This is a genomic window from Vibrio salilacus, from assembly GCF_002811245.1.
In the GTDB taxonomy this organism is placed as follows: Bacteria; Pseudomonadota; Gammaproteobacteria; order Enterobacterales; family Vibrionaceae; genus Vibrio; species Vibrio salilacus.
In genome coordinates this window covers 1-24,614 of the sequence record NZ_NIVQ01000018.1, presented here as the reverse complement: position 1 = coordinate 24,614, position 24,614 = coordinate 1, and the positions used below count along the sequence as shown (strand labels likewise).

Genomic DNA, 24,614 nt, shown 5'->3' with positions numbered 1-24,614 from the left:
CTAAACTAAAGATCACAGGAAAATAACAACAAGGATAGAGTGATGACTATTCAAAGACTTGAAACAAGCCAGTTATATCGATCTGCTGAACTTGAAAAGTTACAAAGCAAGTCGACAAAAGAGTTGGCACCTATCGATGAAATCGTTGGGCAAGAGCGAGCTCAGAAGGCAGTAGAGTTCGCCATGTCTATCAAAGAGAAAGGGTACAACATTTACGCCATCGGTCAAAATGGACTGGGCAAGCGGACAATGATTTTACGCTATTTGAATCGCCATCAACATGATGCCAACGCTCTTTATGATTGGTGTTACGTGGCGAACTTTGAAGATATTCGTACCCCAAGAGTGCTCAAGCTTCCATGCGGAGTTGGGAATAAGTTTCGTCAAGATATTGAAAAGCTCATGGCTAAGCTTAACAACGCGATGCCGCTCGCGTTTGATAACGAACTTTACTATAGCCGAGCCGATAAGCTCAAAAACCAGCTGGCAGCAAAACAAGAAGCGGAGCTAGAACAAATCAGCAAGGAGGCGAAAGCAAAAGGGATCAGTTTGACCATTACTACCCAAGGCGATTATCAATTTGTTGCTATGGATGGTGAAGAGATGCACAGTGAGGAATCTTTCGATGCATTAAGTAAAAAGAAACAAGAGGAGTTTGGCACCACCATTGATGAACTTGAAATTCAACTAAGAAACATGGTCCGCCAACTCACTGAATGGGAAGAAACCTACAGTGAGAAAATTAAAAAGCTTAACGATGAAGTGACGCTTGATGTCATCACACACTTTATCAAACAGCTAAAAAAAGATTATGCTCGTTATCCTGCAATAAAATCATACCTGACTGAATTGCAACAAGATATTGTTGAAAATGCGGATATTTTTCTTGATCAAAGTGCTGAGCAGGGAGAAGTGGCGACGGCATCATTGGATAAAAAATTACCTCGTCGATACAAGATTAACGTATTGGTAAGCCGTAAAGATCAAGTACTGCCGATTGTAGTGGAAGAAAACCCTAATTATCACACTTTGTTTGGGTACATTGAGACAGCAACTTTTAAAGGCACAGTATTCACCGACTTTTCATTGATTCGTCCGGGCAGTCTACACAAAGCCAATGGCGGTGTGCTACTGATGGACGCTCAAAAAGTACTTGAGCAACCCTATGTATGGGATGGGCTTAAGCGAGCGTTAAGGGCGCGCCAACTTAGTTTAACTTCGCTCGAAAAAGAGGTGACGCTAACAGGGACCGTCTCTTTAGATCCCGAGCCTATTCCACTCGATGTGAAAATTATTTTGTTTGGTGACTACCGTACTTATCAGTTGTTGCAACATTACGATCCGGAGTTCAGCGAACTGTTTAGAGTCACGGCGGATTTTGAAGACGAGATGAAGCGTGATGCTGACTCAGAGCTTCAATATGCACGTTTCATCTCAAGTGTCGTTAATGACAACGGTATGTTGCATTGTGATAAAAAGGCGATTGCGCGCATCATCGAACATAGCTCTCGCTTGGTAGGGGATCAGAAGAAAATTTCACTACACTCAGCCAATATTGCCAACCTTCTACGTGAGTCAAACTATGTGGCCAAGCAAGCTAACTCGAACATGATTCGTTCCAGTCACGTTGAAGAGGCGCTAGGTAATCAAGAGCTCAGAATTAGCCGTTTAAAAGACAGCGTAATGGAGAGCTTTGTTAACGGCACGACGTTGATTCACACCTACGGAGAAGCCATCGGTCAGGTCAACGCGCTGTCGGTACTGAGTACCAGTGAATATATGTTTGGTGCACCAAATCGAATTACCGCCACCACCTGCTATGGTGACGGAGAGGTGATCGATATTGAGCGCAGTGTTGATTTGGGGGGCAGTATTCACTCTAAAGGTGTGATGATCTTAAGTGCTTACTTGTCTTCGGTGTTTGGCAAAACGGCTAAAGTTCCTTTAAGTACGACCATTACTTTCGAGCAATCGTATGGTGGCGTCGATGGCGATAGTGCCAGTATGGCCGAATTTTGTGCAGTAGTGTCGGCATTTTCGAAGCAACCTAATCGTCAAGATATTGCGATAACCGGTTCGATGAACCAGTTCGGTGAAGCGCAACCTATTGGTGGGGTTAACGAGAAGATCGAAGGGTTCTTTGATGTCTGTGGCATTAAAGGTCGCAGTTCTGAACAAGGAGTTATTATTCCGCGTTCTAACATGCATAACTTAATGTTGCGTGCTGACGTGGTGAAAGCCGTCGACAAAGGTGAATTTCATATCTGGGCGATTGACCATGTTACCGAAGCGATAGAATTATTCACCGGTAAATCAGCAGGCGTAGCCAGTGATGAGGGAAGCTACCCGATTGATACCGTGTTCGGCATTGCTCAGGCTAAGCTTAACGCATTGCGAAAGTAGTCCGCTAGCGTAACAAATTAAAGCGAACCGTTTGGTTCGCTTTGTTGTTTTTAGGCCCCTCACAGACACTGATATAAAAAATTTAAATAAGTTGAATTAATTGCTTTACCTAAACCTAACTTGAGGTTTTAACATCAGTGGTGTTGAGACGAGTAAATGTTAAGGAGACAGTATGCTTCAACTTGAACACATTAATTTGGTGGTAAGGGATATCCCAACCACTTTGGCTTTTTATCAAGCGGCTTTTCCACATTGGTTTGTGCGTGATGAAGGTCAAGGTGAATGGTATGGCAAGTCGAGAAACTGGCTCCATTTTGGTGACGAATACCAATATTTAGCCTTGAGTGATCATGGCGAAGGTGAAAACCGTGAGCTGTCAGGACATCAAGTCGGTCTTGCACATTTTGCTTTCGTGACGAATAACCTTGACGCTATGAAGGCGAGATTAAGCCAAGCGGGTTATCAAATCGCAAAAGGAGGCTCTATCGACGCTTATCGCAAGAACGTCTACTACCTTGATCCTGCAGGTTTTGAGGTTGAATTCGTTGAATATTTAAGTGATAACCCAAAAGAGCGAAATTTATCAAGTTAAACCTTATAACTAAGGCGAGCCACTCATATGCTCGCCTTGTAAGTTGACGAGATCGCTTAAAAAGGAAACTGACTCACATCATTGGCGATGATGTTGTCGGCAATGTACTTATGTACAGCAGTCGTCGGGTGAGTCACGCCCCAAAACACGTACTTATCTGATCCATGATAGGCACAGTCATTGGTAAAATTATGACGCAACAAGTAGTCTTTAGCTGAACTACGGTTGATATCTAAACATGCATCAGTGGCGTTTTCGAAACCATGCTGTTGCGGGTTACTGGTGATTTGCTCGAATAGGGTATATGTATCGAATAAGAGAACATTTACCCCTTTATCTGTATATAATTGCGCTTGTTCAGCGATAAACTGATTAAACTCAACAATTTTGGCTTGAACTTTGTCGATTTCTTGCTGCGTCGAGTACTTATATTGTGGCGCTTTAGTCGCATCGGGAAGCGTCAATAATATCAGGTGTTGCGCGCCAGAATCTGTGAGTCGAATGAGGGCACTACTCAGATCCGCTTTTACATCGCGGACTTCGCGGTTGTAATTAATAAAGTCGTTAAGTCCAAATGCAAGCGTAAATAAGACATTGGCAGGATCGTAATTTTTTGTCTTCTCCATATAGGTTAGGTATGAAGTGACTTGGTCATAAATGCCGGTTAATGCAACATATTGGTTGGTCCCTGCAGCACCACCCACCGCCCAGTTATAAACGGGCAGTTGCTGACTTTTCGCAAGATATTCAGTCCATACTAATCCGTTAGAAAAGTGGCCTAAGAACCACGAATTTGAGTTTGGAAATACCCACTGAGAACCATTAAACAAGTTACCAGTATCAGATAAACTGTCACCAAAGGCAACAATACGGTTGACTGTGTCACCCGTATGGGCTTCGTTTGTCCAGATAGAGTGATTGTAAGATAGACGATGATCAGCGGCATAGTAGAGAATATCGGCAGTATCATGGTCGACATCAAGGGTCTCCTCACAACGCTGCTTTATGGTTTGCTGTGAAGTGGTGGTATAAAACATATTCTTCAAAGAGACTGATGACCACCAGTAGCCCTCAATCGTGTAGTAATCCCCATTTTTATCCAGTGCCCATTCCCAACTTGTGGCAGGATCGTCGTGGGTTTGTGCTGGACGATACCAGCAGCGCACAAAGGTATAGGTTTGCTTATTGTGTTCGAAGTCGAGCTCAGAACCGTTTATTCTTTCAACGCTGACCAACGGTTCTTCCGCTAAAATATTTGTGCTATTGATGAGACCAATACTTGCTAGGATCAGGAGGGTACTTTTCATAAATTTCAGTCCTACATATAGAGCTTATACTCTACATTTATTACATAACCCTCATTTATCAGTCAAAAAATTGATGCATTTAATCGCTCTACGATGAACCAAGATCAAATTTTAGTAATATTTCTATCAACAATCGTACTCAATAATAAATTATATTGCTTTACCTAAACTAATTGGAGTTTCAGGTAGGCGGTAAGCGAGTGAATCTCCATGAGCATAGATAGACTATGTGATTGGTGTGAGTGAAGGTACCAACACCACTGCAGCTTCAAGTAGGAAGGGGATAACGCACAGCCAAAAATATAGCTCAATAAGCAACAATAGAGATTGGTGGTGAAGAAATTACCAGTCACCCTATTGGCATATCAGTAACAATGCGCTAGTGAAGGAGCACGCCTTAAGTGCTCCAAATAAACAGTCAGCGCAGTTCTTATTATATCTTGGCGAACTTATAGGTACGATAACCGCCAATCAAGTTACGGGCTTTATAGCCGTTATTGACTAGCTGACGATAAGCGACGTGACCACGCAATCCAACTTGACAGTAGATAACAATTTCTTTGTCTTGTGGAAGCTCACCCATTCTGTGACGTAGTTGGTCAACAGGAATGTTAATCGCATCCTTGATGAAACCCACGCTATCAAGCTCACCTGGATTACGCACATCCAATAGGATTTGATCGTCACTTAGCGAGTCCATTTCATCAAAGTGAATTGGAGTGGAATCTCCCTTAATGATATTGTTTGCAACAAACGCAGCTTGGTTAATCACATCTTTCGCACTTCCGTAGGGTGGCGCATAAGTGAGCTCCAAGTGTTGAAGCTGTTCAACCGTCATACCGGCACGCTGAGCAACAGCCATCACGTCGATACGCTTATCGATACCGTCTTTACCAACGGCTTGAGCACCTAAAATCTTGCTAGATTTCGGATCGAACAACATTTTGAATGACACGATTTCAGCGCCAGGGTAGTAACTCGCGTGGCTGGCGGTATGCACATAAACTTTTTCATAGTCCACACCTTCGCGTTTCAACTGCTTCTCGTTTTTACCTGTTGAGGCGACGGCAAGGTCAAAAATCTTACAGATTGCGGTGCCTTGTGTACCTTGATAAGTTTCTTGACGACCAAGCATGTTGTCGGCAGCCATACGACCTTGACGGTTAGCAGGGCCCGCTAGAGGAACAAGTGTCTGCTCGCCAGTGACAAAATCTTTCTCTTCAACTGCATCACCAACAGCGTAAATTGAAGGATCACTAGTTTGCATGTATTCATTGGTATAAATACCACCTAGAGCGCCAATTTCTAATCCCGCTTCTTTCGCTAATTTGGTTTCTGGGCGAACCCCAATAGCCATAATCAGAATATCAGTGGTTAGTTTTTGACCATTGTTAAGCGTAAGCTCTAGCTCACCTTCTAAGTGTTGATGTTTTTCACTCTCACCTGCGTCTACGCTGGCCACATGTTCATTTGGAACAAATTGGACAGACTCAAGCGCAACGCTCAATTTTAGGTCGATGCCTTTTTCACGGATTTCTGCGTGAGCAAACCCCGCCATTTCACGGTCAACAGGCGTCATTACTTGGTCAGCCATCTCAATAAGAGTGGTTTTAATACCGAGTTGGTGGAATGCTTCCATCATTTCTAAACCAATGAATCCGCCACCAACGACAGTTGCGTGTTCAGGTTTATTCATTTGAATGGTGTGAATGATACGATCCATATCTGGGATGTTACGCAATGAATGCGTTAGTGGGTTATCAATCCCAGGGATTGGCGGAACCACAGGACCTGCTCCAGGGCTCAGTAAAAGGCAGTCGTAGCTTTCAATATACTCATTGCTATCTAGTAGATTCTTAACCGTAACCTGTTTGTTGTGTCGGTCGATAGAGACGACTTCGTTCATCACACGAACATCAACGTTAAATCGAGCTAAGAAGCTCTCTGGAGTTTGAAGGAGGAGCTTACTTCTATCCTTTATGTCGCCACCTATGTGGTATGGTAAGCCGCAATTGGCGAACGAGACGAAATTCCCTCTTTCGAACATGATGATTTCTGCATCTTCACTCAAACGACGAGCACGTGCGGCGGCTGATGCTCCACCTGCGACGCCGCCAACGATAACGATCTTAGTCATTTATAACTCCGTTATTGGAAACCTAACTTTTTAAGAAAATAGACTGCTGGGCAAATCCCTGTGAATGAACTCTGAATCAGATTAACACCAACAAAAACAGTCAACCATACAAAGTTACTATGCACGGTAAGTGTCAAAATGACTGAGATAAGTACCATACTTCCAGCCAATACTCGAATTGCATTTTCAAGCGTCATAATGTTCTCCATATGTTTCTATTCCCTATAGTGTTAATCACTATAGGCATTTAAATTAGAAAAGTCTAATGTTAATTTATCTAATTTTACCAATGCTAAATTAGAATTGACTAAACACTGTTATTTAGTATGATCTAATGTATGTGTAAGCCGAGGTGATTCATGAAAGATCAGACAGTTAATATTACGGAGATGCAAAATAAAGCCGTCGAAGCAGCTGATTTGTTGAAAGTAATGGCTCATCCAGAGCGATTGATGGTGCTGTGTCAGTTAACTAAAGGCGAAGTTGGGGTAGGCGCTTTACAGACCAGTTCAGTGTTAAGTCAGTCTGCGTTTTCTCAGCATCTTACCGTACTGCGCAAGCATGGGTTAATTAAATCGCGCAAAGAATCGCAGCAAGTTTTCTATTCGTTGGACGATGAGCGTGTCGTTCAGCTTATTCACAATTTACAGTCCACATTTTGTGGTTAAATTTTTGTTCAGTTAGAGGTAATTATGGCTTTCACTATCCCTTGGCAATCATTAGCCGGAGGTATGTTATTAGGCGTCTCAGCGACCTTATTGTTGTTGCTAAACGGTAAGATCGCAGGTATCAGCGGCATTATGACTGGGTTATTGACGCCTAGAACTTCAGACTTTGCGTGGCGTTTATTGTTTTCGCTCGGCATGGTGCTTGGTGGGGCTGTCGGTGCGTCTGTGTTTGCTAATGAAATACCTACAAGCTTTGATAGTAGTGTCTGGGTACTCGGTGCGGCAGGTTTACTGGTTGGGATTGGCACTCGTTTAGGAAATGGCTGCACAAGCGGTCACGGTATTTGTGGGATAGGGCGTTTATCGCGTCGCTCCATCATCGCAACCATGATCTTTATGCTAGTCGCCGCCATGACGGCATTTGTCCGCTTTCACCTAGTGTAACTCGTAGTGAGAAATCAAATGAATAAGTTAATTTTCCGCTTAACCGCTTTATTTACCGGTTTTTTGTTTGGTCTAGGAATGATTATTTCAGGCATGGCTGATCCTAATAAAGTCTTAGCCTTTTTAGACGTCACTGGCGCTTGGGACCCAAGCTTGGCCTTTGTGATGGGCGGGGCGTTATTGATTTATATGCCAGCCTATTTTCTTATCATCAAGCCGTTACAAGCACCAGTAGTCGCGGATGAGTTTTGCTTAGCTAAAAAAACACGTGTAGACGCACCTTTAATCAGCGGTGCCGCAATTTTTGGTTTAGGTTGGGGGTTAGCAGGCATTTGTCCTGGACCTGCAATGTCAAGCTTGGCGCTAGGCAACATCGGAGTTTGGATTTTCTTTGCTAGTATGATGGTAGGTCTTGGAGTGACAAACTTATTGATTAGTATGCAAGATAGTCGCAAGTCACAAACGCAAACCGCGTAGTGTCTATTATGGATGGAATGAATCGAAACAGGGAGTGGTGGTAATGAACATGATAAGTTGGAGTATTGCCGTTGCGTGTGCGACGGCAATGAGTGTCAATGCTCAACAAACCGATCAGCAATACACCGTTAGTTTAAAGCCACTTTCGCAGATTATTCATCTCGACGGTGTTGTTCAGCCGGTGAATCAAGGCACGGTAGCGGCGCAAACGTCAGGTCGAGTCGTCGGTCTGTATGTGGATGTTAATGACTATGTTAAACAAGGGACTGTATTACTAGAAATCAGCGCCGTTCAACAATCAGCGTCCCTTGACGCGGCCGAGGCGCAACTGTTGAGTGCTGTTGCGCAAAACAACGAAGCGCAAGCACAATTAAAGCGTTACAAACAGCTGTTTCCTAAAGGGGCCATTTCCCAAGATCAAATGGACAGTGCGCAAGCGCGCGCGCGCAGCGCAGCAGCGGCGGTGACATCTGCTGGGGCCAATGTTGCCCAAGCGAAGGAGTCTCTAGGTTATACCAATATTAGCGCGCCTTACGATGGTATTGTCACTAAGCGTCACGTTGAATTGGGCGAAACCGTTGCGCCAGGGACACCATTATTAAGCGGTTTTGGACTTAACTTACTTCGAGTCGAAACTGAGATTCCTCAACGTTATCAAGCCAAAGTGCAAAGCATTGATCAGTTTGATGTGGTCTCTGCAGATGGTACTGAAATATCCCCAACCAATTTGAGTCTATTTAGTTACGCCGATCCTCAATCGCATACCTTTAAAATTCGTTTGTCTTTACCCGAGAGTATTGGATCACTGGCACCGGGAATGTGGGTGAAAACGGCCTTTCGTTATGGTGTGAAGCAGACGCTGGTGATTCCGGAGTCTGCGGTGGTGCGCCGTGGCGAATTGAGTTCGGTTTATCGAATCGATAATCAAGCACAAGTTTTGAATCCAGTGCGCTTAGGGCAGGTGTATGGCGAATATGTCGAAGTGCTTTCAGGCCTTGAAGAGGGCGATGTCATTGCAACGCTAGCTCTAACTGTTGAGGGAGAGTAATTATGGACAATCGACTCGGTATCTCGGGTCGCATTGCTGCGGCCTTTCAAAACTCAGCCATGACGCCTTTACTGGCCTTAGTGGGGCTTTTGATGGGTTTATTTGCCGTGATGGTGACACCCAAAGAAGAAGAGCCACAAATCGATGTGACTTTTGCCGATGTGTATATTCCCTTTCCTGGCGCTTCACCTCAAGAAGTAGCAAGCTTAGTGACTACACCTGCAGAGCAGATCATTTCAGAAATTCAAGGTATCGATAAACTGTACTCTTTCTCCCAGCCTGACGGTGCGATGATTGTCGCTATCTTTGAGGTGGGGGTTAGCCGTAACGATGCCGTGGTGCGTATCTATAACAAACTCTATTCAAATAAAGACTGGATGCCTAAAGGTGTGGGGGTTGGAGAGCCGATCATAAAACCGAAAGGTATCGAAGATGTGCCGATTGTCAACCTCACTTTAAGCGATAGAAATGGCGCGCTTGATCAGCAACAATTGACTCAAGTGGCTCACGGGTTAGAAACCGAACTTAAACGTATTCAAGGTACGCGTGATATTTATACCATAGGAAGTCATAATTCCATTGTTGATGTTAGGCTTGATCCGGTCAAAATGAACAGCTTTGGCATTACTATCGACCAACTCAATCAACACCTTCCTGCGGCGAATACCCGTTCACCTATGTTACGCCTTACTCATGACAATCAGACCTTTCCTGTTCAAGTTGGTCAATTTTTAACTCAGGTGTCAGAAGTTAAACAACTGGTTGTCGGTCTGCATAATGACGCTCCAGTTTATTTACAAGATGTTGCTGAGGTTAAGCTAGGCGCTAACACACCTACTCAAAACGTTTGGACCAGTGATAAACAGAACATCTACCCCGCCGTGACGATCGCGATTGCCAAAAAGGCGGGCGAAAATGCAGTAGATGTTGCTAAGGCGATTGAAGCGCGCCTGCTTGAATTGGAAAATCAATTAATCCCTGATGGTATCGATATTGAAATTACCCGTGACTACGGTAAAACAGCGGCCGATAAAAGTAGTACCCTGATTGGTAAGTTAGCGTTTGCCACTGTCGCGGTGGTGATTTTGGTGATACTGACTATGGGGTGGCGTGAGGCGTTCGTGGTCGGTTTCGCCATTGTTGTTACCTTAATGATCACACTTTTCGCGTCATGGGCATGGGGATTTACTTTAAACCGCGTTTCGTTGTTCGCGCTTATCTTTTCTATCGGAATATTGGTCGATGATGCGATTGTCGTGGTGGAAAATATCCACCGACATATGTCGCTTGGTAAAGCAAAACTCAAACAATTAATTCCTAGCGCGGTCGATGAGGTGGGTGGGCCAACTATTTTAGCCACATTCACTGTGATTGCTGCGCTACTACCCATGGCTTTTGTGAGCGGCTTGATGGGGCCTTATATGAGTCCTATCCCAATTAACGCCTCGATGGGGATGCTTATCTCCTTAATCGTGGCATTTGTCGTCTCTCCTTGGTTGGCAAGCCACGTGTTAAAGCCATCACCGCACAAACAACAAACTCAGGCGAATTCAGTTTTTCATACCATGATGACGCCCTTTGTGACGGCGAAAGCTCAAGGACGAAACCGTTTTATGTTACTGCTGGCGATTCTGGCTTTGATTGTGGGCTCGATTATGTTGCCCGTGATGCAAGCGGTGGTGCTGAAAATGCTGCCATTTGATAATAAATCTGAGTTCCAAGTGGTGCTTGATATGCCAGAAGGGACCTCGTTAGAGCGCACTCAGCGAGTGTTATTTGAAATGGGTACTAAGCTAAACCAAGTACCAGAAGTGAACAGCTATCAGATCTACGCTGGTACTGCTGCACCGATCAATTTCAACGGCTTGGTTCGTCACTATTTTACTCGCGACCAATCTCATCAAGGTGATATTCAAGTTAATCTTGCGAGTCGCAAAGAGCGTGAGCGCGACAGTCATGAGATTGCCGCTGCCATCAGACCTGTGCTCAATCAAGTAGCACAAAAGTTTGCCGGTAAAGTTAAAGTGGTTGAAGTGCCCCCTGGGCCACCTGTGTGGTCACCAATTTTGGCTGAAGTGTATGGCCCAACCCCAGAGATTCGCAGCCAAGCTGCACGCGAGATTCGGCAAATATTTCGAGCAACTGATGACATTGTTGATGTTGATATGTACTTGCCCGAGGTTCATCAGAAATGGCAGGTGGTGATTGACCGCAGTAAAGCTGCGCACCTACAAGTATCGTATGCATCGATTGTCGACGCCTTGGCGACGTCAGTCGGTGGCAAACCTGTCAGCTATCTGCATAGTGAACATAGCAAGTACCCAGTACCGATTCAACTGCAAGCAAGTGAGAGTGCCAAAGTCCGTTTGGAGCAAATATTAAACATGAAAGTAGGCAGCCAAACTGCTCAAGCTTATCCTTTGTCTGACTTGGTCACCGTGCGTAAAACGCGCATGGATGACTATATCGTGCATAAAAACATGGTTCCAATGATTATGGTGGTTGGCGATATGTCTGGCTCGGTGGATAGCCCACTGTATGGCATGTTTACTATCGGCAGTGCGCTTGATAGTCAGATGGATGTCGAGCAGTACTACCTCAATCAGCCCGATGGATTAGAAGGGGTTTCGGTCTTGTGGGATGGGGAGTGGACCATTACCTACGAAACCTTCAGAGATATGGGCATCGCCTATGCAGTGGGTATGATACTGATTTATCTGTTAGTCGTCGCACAGTTTAAATCTTACTTAGTGCCACTGATCATAATGGCGCCAATACCGTTGACCATCATTGGCGTTATGCCAGGGCATGCGTTGCTCGGCGCGCAGTTTACCGCCACATCGATGATTGGCATGATTGCGCTAGCGGGTATTATTGTGCGTAACTCGATTCTGTTGGTTGATTTTATTAACCAGCAGGTTACCGAGGGTGTGGAGTTTGCCGAAGCGGTTATTCAATCGGCCGCAGTGCGAGCCAAACCGATCATGCTAACTGCACTGGCAGCAATGATAGGTGCAGTCTTTATCCTTGATGACCCGATATTCAATGGTCTCGCTATCAGTCTTATTTTTGGTATCTTTGTCTCGACCATATTGACACTGTTAGTGATACCAGTGCTCTATTATGTCGCGATGCGAAAACGCTTTGAATAGTTGAATGGCCCCGCTGTTAACGCGGGGTCTTTTTGATCACTGTAGACGTAACGGACAATGATCGCTCAATTGATATTGAAACAAGTCATCAAGCTCATAGGTGATTTGTTTTACCGATTTTAGCGCCAAATCATGACTAATCACTGCATGGTCGATCAGCGAGCGGAATTGGTGAGTTTTATTCGGTTGCTTGCGAGAGCGGACTTTACACTCGGCTGAGGTGTTTCTTGTGGCCAACTTCGCCTGACTGTTGGTGCTCAGGGTTTGCCATAACCAATCGTTAGGGTAGGAGAGGTTATGGTTGAAGTCACCAATAATCATGTAAGCCTGTTGATTCGCCTCACGTTGCACTATCCATTGGTTTAACGCTTTTGCTTGTGAGTTTAACGTGCGGCAGGCCGCGTTGTTTTTGTATGCGCCCGAGCAGCGCGCTTTGAGGTGCACCGACAATAAGTGAATTGCGCCATCACTTGCTGGGTTAATCACCACATACTTAGCAAATCTAAGCTTGCTGTTACTGTGGACATCCAACCGAACATCCGTTTTGTTCTCCACACTGATACCTTTACGCACCGCAAAACCCGTGTACTGATTGATATCGGTAAATTGCAGCATTTGGTATCGAGGCTCAGAGCGCTGTGATAAGTAAAGTTGATAGTCATTTCCGACTACCTTGCGCAGGGCAACTAAGTCGTTGACTTCTTGAAACGCCAACACGTCACTATCGAGTTGATTAAAGTGGCGACTAAGGGCTTGATAATCGCCATTGGTTCGTTGTGAGCTGGGGAACTTTCCAGAGGGATTGCTCGATAACCATTCAAGGTTCCAACTGCTGTAGACGAGTTTTTGTTCGGCTAGTACAGTTACTGGTACCAGTAGCCAAAAACCGATCCCAAGCAGCCAATGTTTAACGTTGAACATAAGGTAAATTCCTGAAAATAGTTGCAGCCTTTATCTTATAAGATGTCTACAAAAATCAAGTGGAATAGCCAGCATTTTTCTAATTTACATCAATTTCTTTTTATCTGAGATCAGTACCACTAAGATCGATTTGTTCTTGAGCGAGGCTCTCCTTTTATTGATCGAAATCAATACCAATCTGTGTGTCATTTCGTTTAATACGCCACAATATATAGTGTCAGTTGAATTACAAATCGCCCTATATAGTGTGTTTGTGGATAACTCTGTGAGTATACTGGGGTAAGGAGAAAAGGTGAAACCAATCGTAATCAAGCGTGATGGCTCTAGGGCGCCATTTAGCAGGGATCGCATTCAAGCTGCTGTCGAATCTGCAGCTGAGCACGTCGACAATCAAATCGCAATCTATGCGCTTAATGTTGCGCTTGCGGTGGAGTTGCAGCTAAAAGATCACGATGAAGTACACATCATCGAAATCCAAACCCTGGTTGAAAACGAGCTTATGCAAGGGCCGTATAAGTCACTGGCACGTTCATATATCGAATACCGCCATGACAGAGATATTGCACGAGAAAAACAAAGTACTTTGACGCGTGAAATCGAAGGTTTGATTGAAGAGAGCAATGTTGACCTCATCAATGAAAATGCCAATAAAGATGGTAAAGTGATCCCCACTCAACGTGATTTGTTAGCTGGTATCGTTGCGAAACACTACGCGAAAACACACATTTTACCGCGTGATATTGTCCAAGCTCATGAGTTGGGTGATATTCATTACCACGATTTAGACTACGCGCCGTTCTTCCCAATGTTTAACTGCATGCTTATTGATTTGAAGGGAATGCTAACCCATGGTTTTAAGATGGGTAATGCTGAAATTGATACACCTAAGTCAATTTCAACCGCCACAGCCGTAACGGCGCAAATCATTGCACAAGTTGCTAGCCATATTTATGGTGGAACGACCATCAACCGTATTGATGAAGTTCTTGAACCATATGTAGAGTCAAGTTTTGAGAAACATCTTAGTATTGCTCAAGAGTGGGATATCCCCAATGCACAAGCATTTGCAAAGGCTCGCACCGAGAAAGAGTGTTTTGATGCTTTCCAGTCCTTAGAATATGAAGTCAATACGCTGCATACCGCGAATGGACAAACGCCATTTGTCACTTTTGGTTTTGGCCTAGGTACAAGTTGGGCATCGCGTCTAATTCAACAGTCGATCTTGAAAAACCGTATTGCGGGATTAGGTAAAAATCGCAAAACTGCGGTGTTTCCTAAGTTAGTTTTTGGCATCAAAGCGGGTTTAAATCACCAACCAAAAGATCCCAATTACGACATCAAACAGCTGGCGCTTGAGTGTGCTTCTAAACGTATGTACCCAGACATTCTTAATTATGACAAAGTGGTCGAGATCACCGGATCATTTAAAACCCCAATGGGATGTCGCAGTTTCTTAGGTACTTATGAAGAAAATGGTGAGCTAATACATGAGGGGCGTAATAATCTGGGGGTGGTGAGTCTCAACTTGCCACGTATCGCGTTGGCTGCTAACCGTGATGAACAAGCATTTTATACACTGCTTGATCAAAAGTTAGACTTAGCACGTCGAGCCCTTGAAACGCGGATTTCTAGATTAGAAAACGTCAAAGCTCGCGTCGCTCCAATTTTATATATGGAAGGCGCGTGTGGTGTCCGGCTTAAAGAAGATGAGTCGATCGCCAGTATCTTTAAAAATGGACGTGCATCGATTTCGCTCGGTTATATTGGTATCCATGAAACTATAAATGCATTGTTTGGCAATGAGTCGCACGTTTACGATGATGCTAAATTACGCCAAAAAGCGATCGACATCGTTAAGTACCTAAAAAGCAAGGTTGATCAATGGACGCAAGAGTCTGGTTATGGCTATAGCTTGTATGGCACACCGAGTGAAAACTTGTGCAGTCGTTTTTGCCGAATTGATACCAAAGAATATGGTGTTATTAAAGGCGTAACTGACAAAGGTTATTACACCAACAGCTTTCACTTAGATGTTGAGAAAAAAGTTAATCCGTACGACAAGATTGATTTTGAGATGCCATACCCACCAGTATCGAGTGGTGGGTTTATCTGTTACGGTGAATTCCCAAATATGCAGCGCAATATTGAAGCGTTAGAAAACGTTTGGGATTATAGCTACAGTCGCGTGCCTTACTATGGCACTAACACGCCAATCGATGAATGTTACGAATGTGGATACAATGGCGAATTTGATTGCACCAGTAAGGGTTTTACTTGCCCAAGCTGTGGCAATCATGATTCAACCAAGGTGTCAGTAACACGACGTGTTTGTGGCTATTTAGGCAGTCCCGATGCGAGACCGTTCAATTTTGGCAAACAAGAAGAAGTTAAACGACGTGTCAAGCACCTGTAATGATATCGCTGTGTGGTCAGAGCCCTGTGTTTAGGGTTCTATTGCTTCCTATACATCAACGATTTATTTCGAGACTTCATCGATGAATTACCATCAATATTATCCAATTGACGTTGTCAACGGGCCCGGAACACGTTGTACCTTGTTTGTATCAGGGTGTGTGCATCAATGCAAAGGATGCTACAACCAATCAACGCAAAGGCTTGATTCAGGCATTGCGTTTACTCAACAGGCCGAAGACCGCATTATCGCTGATCTTAATGATACTCGAATTAAAAGACGTGGACTATCGTTGTCTGGAGGCGATCCGCTCCATCCTGCTAATGTCGCGAGTGTGTTTCAACTGGTTAAGCGAGTTCGCGCAGAGTGCCCGGATAAAGACATTTGGGTCTGGACAGGGTATTGTTTGAGTGAACTCAATCAAGAGCAGCGTGACGTCGTCAATCTCATCGATACATTAATTGATGGGAAGTACGAACAAGATAAACGCGATCTCAACCTTGAGTGGCGTGGAAGTTCCAACCAAATAATTCACACATTTACAGTGTGAATTAGTGCAATAGCAGGATATGGTCCTGATGGCGGCTCGTCAGGTTAACGTATTGTTAATTTTTGTGGGCTTTTATCCTGTTTTGCTCTTTAGAACTGAAATTTTATTTCTAGATTTGTAAATTAGATGGTAAGTTGATGCCCATTACTTGAATTTCAAAGGGTTGTGACTTTCATGTTCTCTCAATTACCGACTCCAATATTGGATCCTATTCTTTCTCTATCTGTTGCTTACCGCAGCGATCCTCGCAGCGAAAAAGTTGATCTTGGCATCGGCGTTTATAAAAACAGCGCAGGTGAAACGCCTGTCATGAAGGCGATTTCACAAGCACAAGATATCGTCGTTGCGACGCAAAAAACCAAATCCTACGTTGGCCTTGCAGGCTGTGAAGAGTTCAACCAGTCGATGGTTAACTTACTGCTTGATGGGACTTCGGCAATGGATCGTGTTGCTGCTATTCAAACGCCAGGGGCGAGTGGTGCATTGCGCATGCTTGGCGACCTAATGAAGGTGGCCCAGCCAAATACAACGATTTGGATTTCAAACCCAAGTTACGTAAATCATCGCCCAGTAATGGAAGCGGCAGGGCTTAAAGTGAAACATTATCACTACTTTAGCCCAGAAACTAAGCAAGTTGATGCCGCTCGTATGCTGGATGATTTATCAACTGCTGGTCCTGACGATGTCGTCTTACTGCACGGTTGCTGTCATAACCCAACAGGGGCAGACATCGATTTTGATGCATGGAAGGTGATTACCCAACTTGCACAGAAAAATGGTTTTACCCCTTTTGTCGATATTGCTTATCAAGGCTTCGGTGATGGGCTTGAACAAGATGCCCAAGGGCTCCGTTATATGGCAGATAACGTCGAAGAGATGTTGATTACGACCTCGTGTTCAAAGAATTTCGGATTATATCGCGAGCGTACAGGAGCGGCGATTGTGGTGGGTAAATCTCAGCATGATGTTAATAATGCCAAAGGCAAACTGATGACCCTCGCACGTGCAACTTACACGATGCCACCTGATCATGGCGCTGCACTAGTAAAAACGATCTTGCAAAATCAAGAGCTCACAACGGTTTGGAAGCAAGAGTTAAGTGAAATGCAGCAACGATTGTTAAACCTGCGTAAAATCTTGTGTAACGAGTTGAGAAATAACTACAATACTTCACAATTCGACTTTATCGAGAGTCACAAAGGAATGTTTACTGTGCTAGGATTTAGCCAAGACCAGATGGCGCGACTGCGCGAAGAATACGGGATCTATGGTGTTGGGGATGGTCGAATCAACGTTGCAGGATTGACAGAAAGAGATATTCCATATGTCGCCCAAGCAATTGTGAACGTCGCTTAATACTAACGGGGTTGTTATCAGCCCCGTTTCATCTAGATCCGATTGATTATGATTAGGTGAGCAAATGAACAAAACGTGGAAAGTACTCGTTCCATTAATGTTGAGTGGTGGTTTAGTCGCCTGTTCAACGACTGGCCAACAAGTAACAGAACCAAAGCAACAAGCTGATGAAGTAGAACAATCAGAAAAAATAGAACAACCTCAAGACTCGCAAGTTGACACTCCTGAAATCATCCCTCCAACGGTCAAACCTGAAGAGCCTGTGGTCAAGGCGCCCAAAACGCCAACGCCTGAAGTAAAAACTACCACACCGGTGGCAAAAAAACCGGCCCAAAAGACCGCTGATGGAAAGCTACTTCTTGGTGAAGAAGAGTGGGTTTATATTCCTGGCCTTGAACAAAACTTTCGTGCGCGTGTTGACACTGGTGCGACTACATCATCAATCAGTGCGGTAGATATTGTGCCGTTTGAAAGAGACGGTAAAGATTGGGTTAAGTTCAAAATTGAACACGATAACATCAAAAGTAAAGAGATGGCATTGCCCGTTAAACGTTGGGTCAAGATACGTCAATCGAATTCAGAAGGAACACAAGATCGTGCAGTTGTCGAAGCGTGGCTGCAGGTTGGTGATCTAAAAGAAAAAACTGACTTTACTTTAGCTGACAGGAGCCATTTAACTTACCCATTACTACTTGGGCGTAGTTTTTTTAAAGATGTGGCCGTTGTCGATGTAAGCCAGAAATACATCCAAGATAAACACAAATAATAGTGTTTTAGCGCACAAAACTAAGCCAGTAGCACGACAAGATACTGGCTTTTTTATCTCCTAGATCATATTTTTGCTTTTCTCATCTGCGAACTTCAAGCGGCTAGGTTACTATTTGTCCGCTCAAGTCGGTCTACTGTACAGCTCTCTAATAAGTGTCTCAAACGAAAATTGCTTCGTTAATGTGTTGCTAAAAACCCAACTAAAGCTGTACGGAAATAAAGTAAAAATTGAAAAGGAGTCAAATATGAAGCACTTAGCTATGGCGATAGTGATAAATGATGGCAAGGTGTTACTTAAAAAGCGTGGATGTCCTGCACAAGGAGAAATACGCGAGTTTCCCGGTGGTGCAGTGAAGGATAATGAAACTGGTACGGATGCAGCAAAAAGAGAGTTGCAAGAGATCTCTGGCATTGATGCTGATAGCCATGTGGCAACGTTTAGCGGTATTAATGATTTTGGTGGACGTATTTACTACGCTATCTTTAATGCAGAAGACCAGCCATTGCTTAGCGATAAAGAGGCTCAATTTGAATGGGTTAAGTTCAAAGATTTGCCACTCGACGACTTTTATGCGGCAGATATTGACTTCATAAATAAACATCTAAGTCGCTATAGCAAAAAAGAAACGGCTGCTATCGACTAACGAACAGTTAAAAGGCCAATCAACGGATTGGCCTCTACCCTCTATTGAATCTCTAACAATTCAACTTCAAAAATCAGAGTTGCGGCTGGTGGAATAGGGCCGGTACCATTTTTTCCATAACCAAGCGTACTAGGAATAAACAAGCGAAATTTATCTCCTTCAGACATGTAGGTTAGGCCTTCTTGCCAACCTTTAATGACTTGATTGAGTTTGAAGCTGATTGGCTCGCCGCGTTCGACAGAACTATCAAAAACAGTGCCATCAAGAAGCATACCGTGGTAATGAACCTTAACCGTGTTGCTTACTGTCGGATGAACATTGCCTTCGCCTTTATGCAGAATTTGATATTGTAAGCCACTTTCTGTCGTGATGACGTCTTCTTTGTTTCCATTTTCGATTAAAAATGCTTGTCCAACGGCAAAGTTTTCTTCGCTCGATTTATGATTGGTCCAAGTACGATAGATGAAAAAGCCCGCTAGTACGAAGATAATGATTGGAAAAATAATCTTAGACATAAATCCTTTCCGTTAAATTATGGTTGCTGTAGTAAATAGTTGATTGTATCTGCGATGCTTTCAACATCGCGGTGTCCACTCGTCATGACTTGATATTTACCATTAATAATAAAGGTAGGTACCGAGTTGATTTGACCTGTGGTTGTAATGTCATCAGCGATTTGCATCGCGGCAAACAGTCGTTTTTGCTCGGCCTCATTGAAGTCGTAAGGACTGACAAAATTGCGGTTATGAAAAGCAAGATCAATGGCGGCTTTTTTATCGGCAGAGGTTGAGTCATTGCTAAGTTGCGTTGCGGCAAACAATTCCGTCATCATTTGATAATCGGGTTTTTTACCAAATTGCATTTCAGCAGCATAGTAGACCATCGCAGCAATTCGAGCACTTTCGTTAAAGGTCACGTGTACTTTACCGATGTCTTGTCCCGTTAATTCCTCGACCTTAGCAAGCTGGTCTTCCATCTTGCGGCAATGGCCACAGTTTAACGAGAATACTTCCGTTACAGCAGGGAGCCTGAACGTTGTTAAATTAGCAGCTAGGATCTGATAATGCTCGCCTTGTTTAGGCACATCACTTTCGCTACAACCGAGCAAAATCGCAGACAAAGCGATAAAGAACAGGGTCGTTATTTTTTTCATCGTTTACTCTCTTAACCTCGCTGATAAAAGTGGGGTATGGTATTTATAAATCAGTGAATTAACAATGGATTGATTCTACTTGTTCAGGTAGCGAAGCGAAACACTCGGATTAAAAAATGACATTACAAAGTATGTCTTTCAATGAGTTTGTGTGGTTTGTTGCCATATAGTGTTCACAAAATTAAGTGAAACCAGTACAAAAAATGCTAAAGTCTTGGCGTTACGGCCGATAAAGAAATGGTATCGAAAAGGAACCAACGGTGAACTAATGAAGCGCTTTGTATTACCTCTGATCTTGTTACTTTCTGGATGTAGCGGCTTAAAAGAGCAGATGGCTATGTTCGGTGATGACCTGTTAGATACCGCGCCTAAGTCTGATTTTGATGTGCGCTATCCTGAATGGGGAACAACGCCGACCATCGCTAGCTCGGGCGTGAAAGGCCCATTCGGACAACAACGAACTCAAAGTTATAACGATCTGCAGAGCTTCTTGCTTAGCAAAGGTGTTGATTACGAATTACTGCCAGGTAATCACGTGATGGTTAAACTTAAAGACACCATTAAATTCAATACCGGATCGTCTCGTGTTTCAACAGACTCAGCATATTGGCTTGATATGATGGGGGGCTATCTCGCGACTCAGCCGGGCATTGATATTGTAATTGACGGTCATGCTGATAGCAGCGGTGCCCCGACATTCAATGATAGTTTGTCGATGAAACGCGCGAGTGCCGTCAAACAGAAGTTGATGAGCAATAATGTTGCAATGGATTCGATTTTTACCCGCGGATATGGCGAGTACGTCCCAGCTTGCAGTAATAAGACTAAGGAAGGAAAAGCATGCAACCGGCGAGTGGAAGTGCTATTCATTGTGGCAAATAACTAGGCTCAACAATCAAGCTCTTCAATCAAAAGCCCTTGAGTTTGAAGCTCAAGGGCTTGTCATCGATGTAGTACTACTTATGCGACGTTTTTTACTTGCTCGCTTTTTTTTTCAATTTGCATTTTTGCAAGAAAGTAGACATTGACACAGGCAATGAAGCCATTGGTGACAACTACTGGCCAAGCATCGATCATTAGGCCGTATGACGTAAACAACGCACAACCGATAAAGTTAAGAACACGCAGTTTAACGATATCTTTCATTGTTAATGAGATCGCAACCATAATTGAAGCTGCGTAGCCTAAAATTTCAACCATATCCATAATTTGACCCTCTTAATTTTGCCGACTTAGGTCGGTACCAATTCTTCTCATCGTGAGATAATTGAGGAAGCTCCGTGCCTCGAATGGTCTAAATGATTAACTTTTTTGAAATATAACAGGGCTAAATTTGTGATGAAAGCCCCAAAAATATGAACGGAGAAGGTTAGCGATTACGCAAACGTTTCACCTTATTTATAATATTATAATAACCAATTATGTTGGCGTATCCGTTACACTCACTGATGCATAAAAAAGCCTACCATCATGGTAGGCTCTTTGAGTTATTTGTCAGGTATTATTTCTTTTTGCCCTGAATGATTTTGTCTTCTTCAGTCAGTTCACGAATCCGACGACTGATATCGCGACGCTCTTTTGATATTTCAGCGCTCTTGATGATGTGATCATCAACACGGTCTTCGTAGTCGCCTTTCATATTTTTAATGATCGACACAATTTCTTCGTTGGTCATTTCTGGCTTGATGTAATCAAGAAGGTTTTCAAGCAAGTCAACACGTTTACGGTTGTCACGAACCTTTTTCTCGTTGTCTAACAGTTCACGTTTTAACTTATTCTTACGACGTGCTTGAGCTACGATTTCAAAGACACCACTCATAGTTCCCATTCCTAATATTTTGAATAACCACAATGATTAAATCACATCATCTGGCGCGATAACAGTCTTTAGATCAATCATTACCTTAGCTTGATGTATTTATCGCCAATCTCGAGTCTAGTCATTGAGCGAGTTTCAGTAACCATATATGATTCGACTATTGTTAAAACGAGTTCAAACCTGTATGCCCCAAACGTCTGAAATCATCGTCCCTACTTTAAGTGAGAGTGAACCTGAGCGCGCTCCTCGGCTAACCAAAGCGTATAAACATGAGCGTGCTCATCAAGAAGTGACTGAGGTAGAGTTAAATCGTAGTAAAATTGTCATGATTGATGAGAACGGTAATATTAAAAGAGTTGCCATTATATCTGAGCACTAAATAACCAAAGAATAACAAGGAAACGATATGAACATTGAACTAACCCAAGTTGAGACTCGTGTTATTGGTGCGCTGATTGAAAAAGAAGTCACAACGCCAGATTATTATCCACTTTCACTGAATAGTTTGACGGCGGCGTGCAACCAAAAAAGCAATCGTGAGCCTGTCATGTCTTTAAGTGAAATTGACGTTCAACAGGCCGTAGACAACTTGATTGCAAGAAGACTCATTAGTGATGAAAGTAGCTTCAACAGCCGTACTAGCAAATTTCGCCACCGTTTTTGCAATACGGAATTTGGCGACCTCAAATTAACTAAACAGGAAAAGGCGATCGCCTGTTGTTTGTTATTGCGTGGCGCTCAGACCCCAGGAGAATTAAGAACCCGCACAAATAGACTGGCTGATTTTACGGATGTTAAAGAGGTTGAAGCCGCGTTAGAACATATGGCAGTGCGTAGCGAAGGGGCGCTCGTGGTTAAACTGCCACGTGAACCGGGTAAGCGTGAATCACGCTATATGCATCTATTTAGTGGTGAGGTTGATATCAACGACATACCCAATATCACTGAGAGTACTGTGGCTGTGGGCAGTGAACGTATTGATATACTCGAGCAAGAGGTTGCTCAACTTAAACAGGATCTTACTGAATTAAAAGCACTCTTTGAACAGTTGACCGCATAATGTCGCTAAGTCCGAGTTGTTTAACAACTAATTGGTATGTGTACTTGATTCGCATGCCTAATAACGCGCTCTACTGCGGTATTACAACGAACGTAGAGCGACGTTTTTCTGAGCATTGCAGCGGACGAGGAGCTAAGGCCTTAAAGGGGAAATCTCCGCTTATTTTGGCGTGGTCCCATCCAGCAGGGCATAGTCGTAGTGAGGCTTCTAAAATTGAGTCTCGAATTAAAAAACTCTCCAAAGCAAAAAAAGAACGCTTAATTTCCTGCCAAAATGAAACTCTGATCACATTAGATATGGTATTGATTGATTAATAGCCCGTCAGGATGATTATTTTTGTATTAACCTTGAAAATGAATAAATAAAATAAGGTTGATACGGATATGAATCAATACAAAAAAATAGCAGCGGTGTTCGGAGCTTTAGCTTTTTCTAGCCTCACCTATTCGGCCAGTGTGGTTCCGGATGGTCGTGGCAACGGAATGGGCAATACGGGGGTGACAAGTGCCGATTACGTGTTAGCTCCGTTCTATAATCCTGCGTTAACCGCAATCTACCGTGATAGCGATGACTTTGGTATTTTGGTGCCAGCGGTTGGCGTAACGTTACGAGATACGGATGAGTCTCTCGATACCATCGATTCGCTCCAAGATACCATCAAACAATTCGAAAATGGCGGCAGTACAGATCCAGCCCAAGCGGCGTTGCTCAATAGCTATCTTACTCAATTGTCAGACAACAAAGCACTTGCGGTGACCGGTGGCGCAGCGCTTGCGGTTGCCCTACCTATCAATACCTTATCAGCAAACTTCTTCCTGCGTGGATACGCTGAGATTGTGGCGTCTCCTGAAATTGCAGCGAACGGTGGCGATACTACTTCAGCGGTAAAATCGCGTTATGAAAATTCGAATGTCGATATGATTGCGTTTGGTTATTCCGAATATGGAGTTGCCTTGGCCAAGCGTTTTGCTATCGCTGGTCAAGACGTATCGTTTGGTATCACGCCTAAATATCAGGAACTGCGCACTTATAAACAGAGCCTTTCTGTCCAAGATTTTGAACTTGATGATTATGACCAGAGCGAAACGAACAACAATGCCTTTAACCTTGATCTTGGCGCCGTTTGGTTGATTTACGACTATCGTCTTGGTGTCGTGGTTAAAGATCTATTCTCGCAAGAGATAGATACACAGAATATTGGTGGAGTAAGTCGTTATAAGCTCAATACACAAGTGACACTCTCGGGCAGTTATGCAATGGATTACTTTGTCGCAACGGTTGATTGGGATGTTACGCAGCAAGAGCGATTCACTGATCTTAAGGATGAAACTCAGTTCCTACGTCTCGGTGTTGAAGGCAATCTCTTTGGTTGGGTTCAGTTACGTGCTGGATATCAAGCTGATATTCAGGACACCTTAGATGATGAAGTCACGCTTGGTCTTGGCATCAGCCCAGGAGACCTCGTGAGTATTGACCTTGCGGGTAGCTACGCAGGAGATAATCAATTTGGCCTTTCTGGTAATTTATCTTTTACGTTCTAAACGCTATACGGCATAATGAAAAAACCGAGTTAAATGAGTATGTTAATGCAGTAATTTGATTAACTCGGTCCATTTTATACTAAACATATAATGATACTAAATAGTTATACCAATTTAATTATTTAATTGGTCAAGTCGGTCCAACTTCGGTAGCACATAGA

The 24,614-nt window shown here is 43.6% G+C and carries 25 protein-coding genes; 17 read left to right on the top strand and 8 right to left on the bottom strand.

Annotated elements, in window-relative coordinates:
- Nucleotides 1-42: 42 nt before the first annotated feature.
- Nucleotides 43-2,403, top strand: a complete 2,361-nt coding sequence (locus tag CDZ87_RS12560; protein ID WP_100753851.1) for a Lon protease family protein — start codon at nt 43-45, stop codon at nt 2,401-2,403.
- Between the two features lie 172 nt (nt 2,404-2,575).
- On the top strand, nt 2,576-2,995 hold the full coding sequence (locus CDZ87_RS12555) for a VOC family protein (protein WP_100753850.1): 420 nt from the start codon (nt 2,576-2,578) through the stop codon (nt 2,993-2,995).
- Between the two features lie 56 nt (nt 2,996-3,051).
- Here CDZ87_RS12555 and CDZ87_RS12550 read toward each other — a convergent pair whose 3' ends face one another.
- The 3 genes from CDZ87_RS12550 to CDZ87_RS12540 form a co-directional block, all read right to left on the bottom strand.
- Entirely contained in the window at nt 3,052-4,302 is a 1,251-nt protein-coding gene (locus tag CDZ87_RS12550) for an SGNH/GDSL hydrolase family protein (protein WP_100753849.1), read from the bottom strand.
- A 433-nt stretch (nt 4,303-4,735) separates the two neighbouring features.
- On the bottom strand, nt 4,736-6,439 hold the full coding sequence (locus tag CDZ87_RS12545; RefSeq protein ID WP_100753848.1) for an FAD-dependent oxidoreductase: 1,704 nt from the start codon (nt 6,437-6,439) through the stop codon (nt 4,736-4,738).
- A gap of 11 nt (nt 6,440-6,450) precedes the next feature.
- A complete protein-coding gene (locus tag CDZ87_RS12540) occupies nt 6,451-6,636 on the bottom strand; it encodes a YgaP family membrane protein (RefSeq protein ID WP_100753847.1) in 186 nt (61 codons plus the stop codon).
- Nucleotides 6,637-6,798: 162 nt separating this feature from the next.
- Between CDZ87_RS12540 and CDZ87_RS12535 the strand changes: the two genes are divergently transcribed.
- From CDZ87_RS12535 to CDZ87_RS12515, 5 genes are all read left to right on the top strand, one after another.
- Entirely contained in the window at nt 6,799-7,107 is a 309-nt protein-coding gene (locus CDZ87_RS12535; RefSeq protein WP_100753846.1) for an ArsR/SmtB family transcription factor, read from the top strand.
- Nucleotides 7,108-7,131: 24 nt separating this feature from the next.
- Complete coding sequence (locus tag CDZ87_RS12530; RefSeq protein WP_100753845.1) at nt 7,132-7,551, top strand: YeeE/YedE family protein; 420 nt, start codon at nt 7,132-7,134, stop codon at nt 7,549-7,551.
- Between the two features lie 18 nt (nt 7,552-7,569).
- A complete protein-coding gene (locus tag CDZ87_RS12525; protein ID WP_100753844.1) occupies nt 7,570-8,028 on the top strand; it encodes a YeeE/YedE family protein in 459 nt (152 codons plus the stop codon).
- An 88-nt stretch (nt 8,029-8,116) separates the two neighbouring features.
- Nucleotides 8,117-9,076: an efflux RND transporter periplasmic adaptor subunit gene (locus tag CDZ87_RS12520; protein ID WP_422641423.1), complete on the top strand. Its 960-nt coding sequence runs from the start codon at nt 8,117-8,119 to the stop codon at nt 9,074-9,076.
- 2 nt (nt 9,077-9,078) lie between these two features.
- Nucleotides 9,079-12,228, top strand: coding sequence for an efflux RND transporter permease subunit (locus CDZ87_RS12515; protein WP_100753842.1), 3,150 nt, complete (start codon nt 9,079-9,081; stop codon nt 12,226-12,228).
- Between the two features lie 36 nt (nt 12,229-12,264).
- Here the strand turns inward: CDZ87_RS12515 and CDZ87_RS12510 are convergent, their stop codons facing one another.
- Complete coding sequence (locus CDZ87_RS12510; RefSeq protein WP_100753841.1) at nt 12,265-13,149, bottom strand: endonuclease/exonuclease/phosphatase family protein; 885 nt, start codon at nt 13,147-13,149, stop codon at nt 12,265-12,267.
- 292 nt (nt 13,150-13,441) lie between these two features.
- On the opposite strand from CDZ87_RS12510, the gene nrdD reads away from it, so the two are divergent.
- The 5 genes from nrdD (at nt 13,442) to CDZ87_RS12480 (ending at nt 18,880) form a co-directional block, all read left to right on the top strand.
- Entirely contained in the window at nt 13,442-15,562 is a 2,121-nt protein-coding gene (gene nrdD, locus CDZ87_RS12500; protein ID WP_100753840.1) for an anaerobic ribonucleoside-triphosphate reductase, read from the top strand.
- Between the two features lie 82 nt (nt 15,563-15,644).
- Entirely contained in the window at nt 15,645-16,112 is a 468-nt protein-coding gene (gene nrdG / locus CDZ87_RS12495) for an anaerobic ribonucleoside-triphosphate reductase-activating protein (RefSeq protein WP_100753839.1), read from the top strand.
- Between the two features lie 174 nt (nt 16,113-16,286).
- Nucleotides 16,287-17,468 carry an amino acid aminotransferase gene (locus tag CDZ87_RS12490; RefSeq protein ID WP_100753838.1) on the top strand — a complete coding sequence of 394 codons (1,182 nt, stop codon included), beginning with the start codon at nt 16,287-16,289 and terminating at the stop codon, nt 17,466-17,468.
- A 64-nt stretch (nt 17,469-17,532) separates the two neighbouring features.
- Nucleotides 17,533-18,234 (top strand): ATP-dependent zinc protease family protein, encoded by a 702-nt coding sequence (locus CDZ87_RS12485; protein WP_100753837.1) that lies wholly within the window; start codon nt 17,533-17,535, stop codon nt 18,232-18,234.
- Nucleotides 18,235-18,481: 247 nt separating this feature from the next.
- Nucleotides 18,482-18,880: an NUDIX hydrolase gene (locus CDZ87_RS12480; RefSeq protein WP_100753836.1), complete on the top strand. Its 399-nt coding sequence runs from the start codon at nt 18,482-18,484 to the stop codon at nt 18,878-18,880.
- 41 nt (nt 18,881-18,921) lie between these two features.
- On the opposite strand, the gene bamJ is transcribed toward CDZ87_RS12480, so the two are convergent.
- Together bamJ and CDZ87_RS12470 are read right to left on the bottom strand one after the other, a co-directional pair.
- Nucleotides 18,922-19,395: a BamJ family beta-barrel-assembly machinery protein gene (bamJ, locus tag CDZ87_RS12475; protein ID WP_100753835.1), complete on the bottom strand. Its 474-nt coding sequence runs from the start codon at nt 19,393-19,395 to the stop codon at nt 18,922-18,924.
- A gap of 17 nt (nt 19,396-19,412) precedes the next feature.
- The gene (locus CDZ87_RS12470; protein ID WP_100753834.1) at nt 19,413-20,033 is read right to left on the bottom strand and encodes a thioredoxin domain-containing protein; all 621 of its coding nucleotides are present in this window, start codon (nt 20,031-20,033) and stop codon (nt 19,413-19,415) included.
- A gap of 268 nt (nt 20,034-20,301) precedes the next feature.
- Here CDZ87_RS12470 and CDZ87_RS12465 point away from each other — a divergent pair, with 268 nt between their 5' ends.
- Complete coding sequence (locus CDZ87_RS12465; protein WP_100753833.1) at nt 20,302-20,919, top strand: OmpA family protein; 618 nt, start codon at nt 20,302-20,304, stop codon at nt 20,917-20,919.
- Between the two features lie 74 nt (nt 20,920-20,993).
- On the opposite strand, the gene CDZ87_RS12460 is transcribed toward CDZ87_RS12465, so the two are convergent.
- Entirely contained in the window at nt 20,994-21,239 is a 246-nt protein-coding gene (locus CDZ87_RS12460; protein ID WP_100753832.1) for a YgjV family protein, read from the bottom strand.
- Between the two features lie 295 nt (nt 21,240-21,534).
- Entirely contained in the window at nt 21,535-21,852 is a 318-nt protein-coding gene (locus CDZ87_RS12455; protein ID WP_038176640.1) for a DUF496 family protein, read from the bottom strand.
- Nucleotides 21,853-22,000: 148 nt separating this feature from the next.
- Here CDZ87_RS12455 and CDZ87_RS12450 point away from each other — a divergent pair, with 148 nt between their 5' ends.
- From CDZ87_RS12450 to CDZ87_RS12435, 4 genes are all read left to right on the top strand, one after another.
- A complete protein-coding gene (locus CDZ87_RS12450) occupies nt 22,001-22,231 on the top strand; it encodes a hypothetical protein (protein ID WP_245834709.1) in 231 nt (76 codons plus the stop codon).
- Nucleotides 22,232-22,258: 27 nt separating this feature from the next.
- The gene (locus tag CDZ87_RS12445; RefSeq protein WP_100753830.1) at nt 22,259-22,912 is read left to right on the top strand and encodes a YceH family protein; all 654 of its coding nucleotides are present in this window, start codon (nt 22,259-22,261) and stop codon (nt 22,910-22,912) included.
- The gene (locus CDZ87_RS12440) at nt 22,912-23,226 is read left to right on the top strand and encodes a GIY-YIG nuclease family protein (RefSeq protein WP_100753829.1); all 315 of its coding nucleotides are present in this window, start codon (nt 22,912-22,914) and stop codon (nt 23,224-23,226) included. The genes CDZ87_RS12445 and CDZ87_RS12440 overlap by 1 nt, the downstream gene beginning before the upstream one ends.
- A 69-nt stretch (nt 23,227-23,295) precedes the next feature.
- Nucleotides 23,296-24,453 carry a conjugal transfer protein TraF gene (locus CDZ87_RS12435; RefSeq protein ID WP_100753828.1) on the top strand — a complete coding sequence of 386 codons (1,158 nt, stop codon included), beginning with the start codon at nt 23,296-23,298 and terminating at the stop codon, nt 24,451-24,453.
- Nucleotides 24,454-24,614 lie beyond the last annotated feature (161 nt).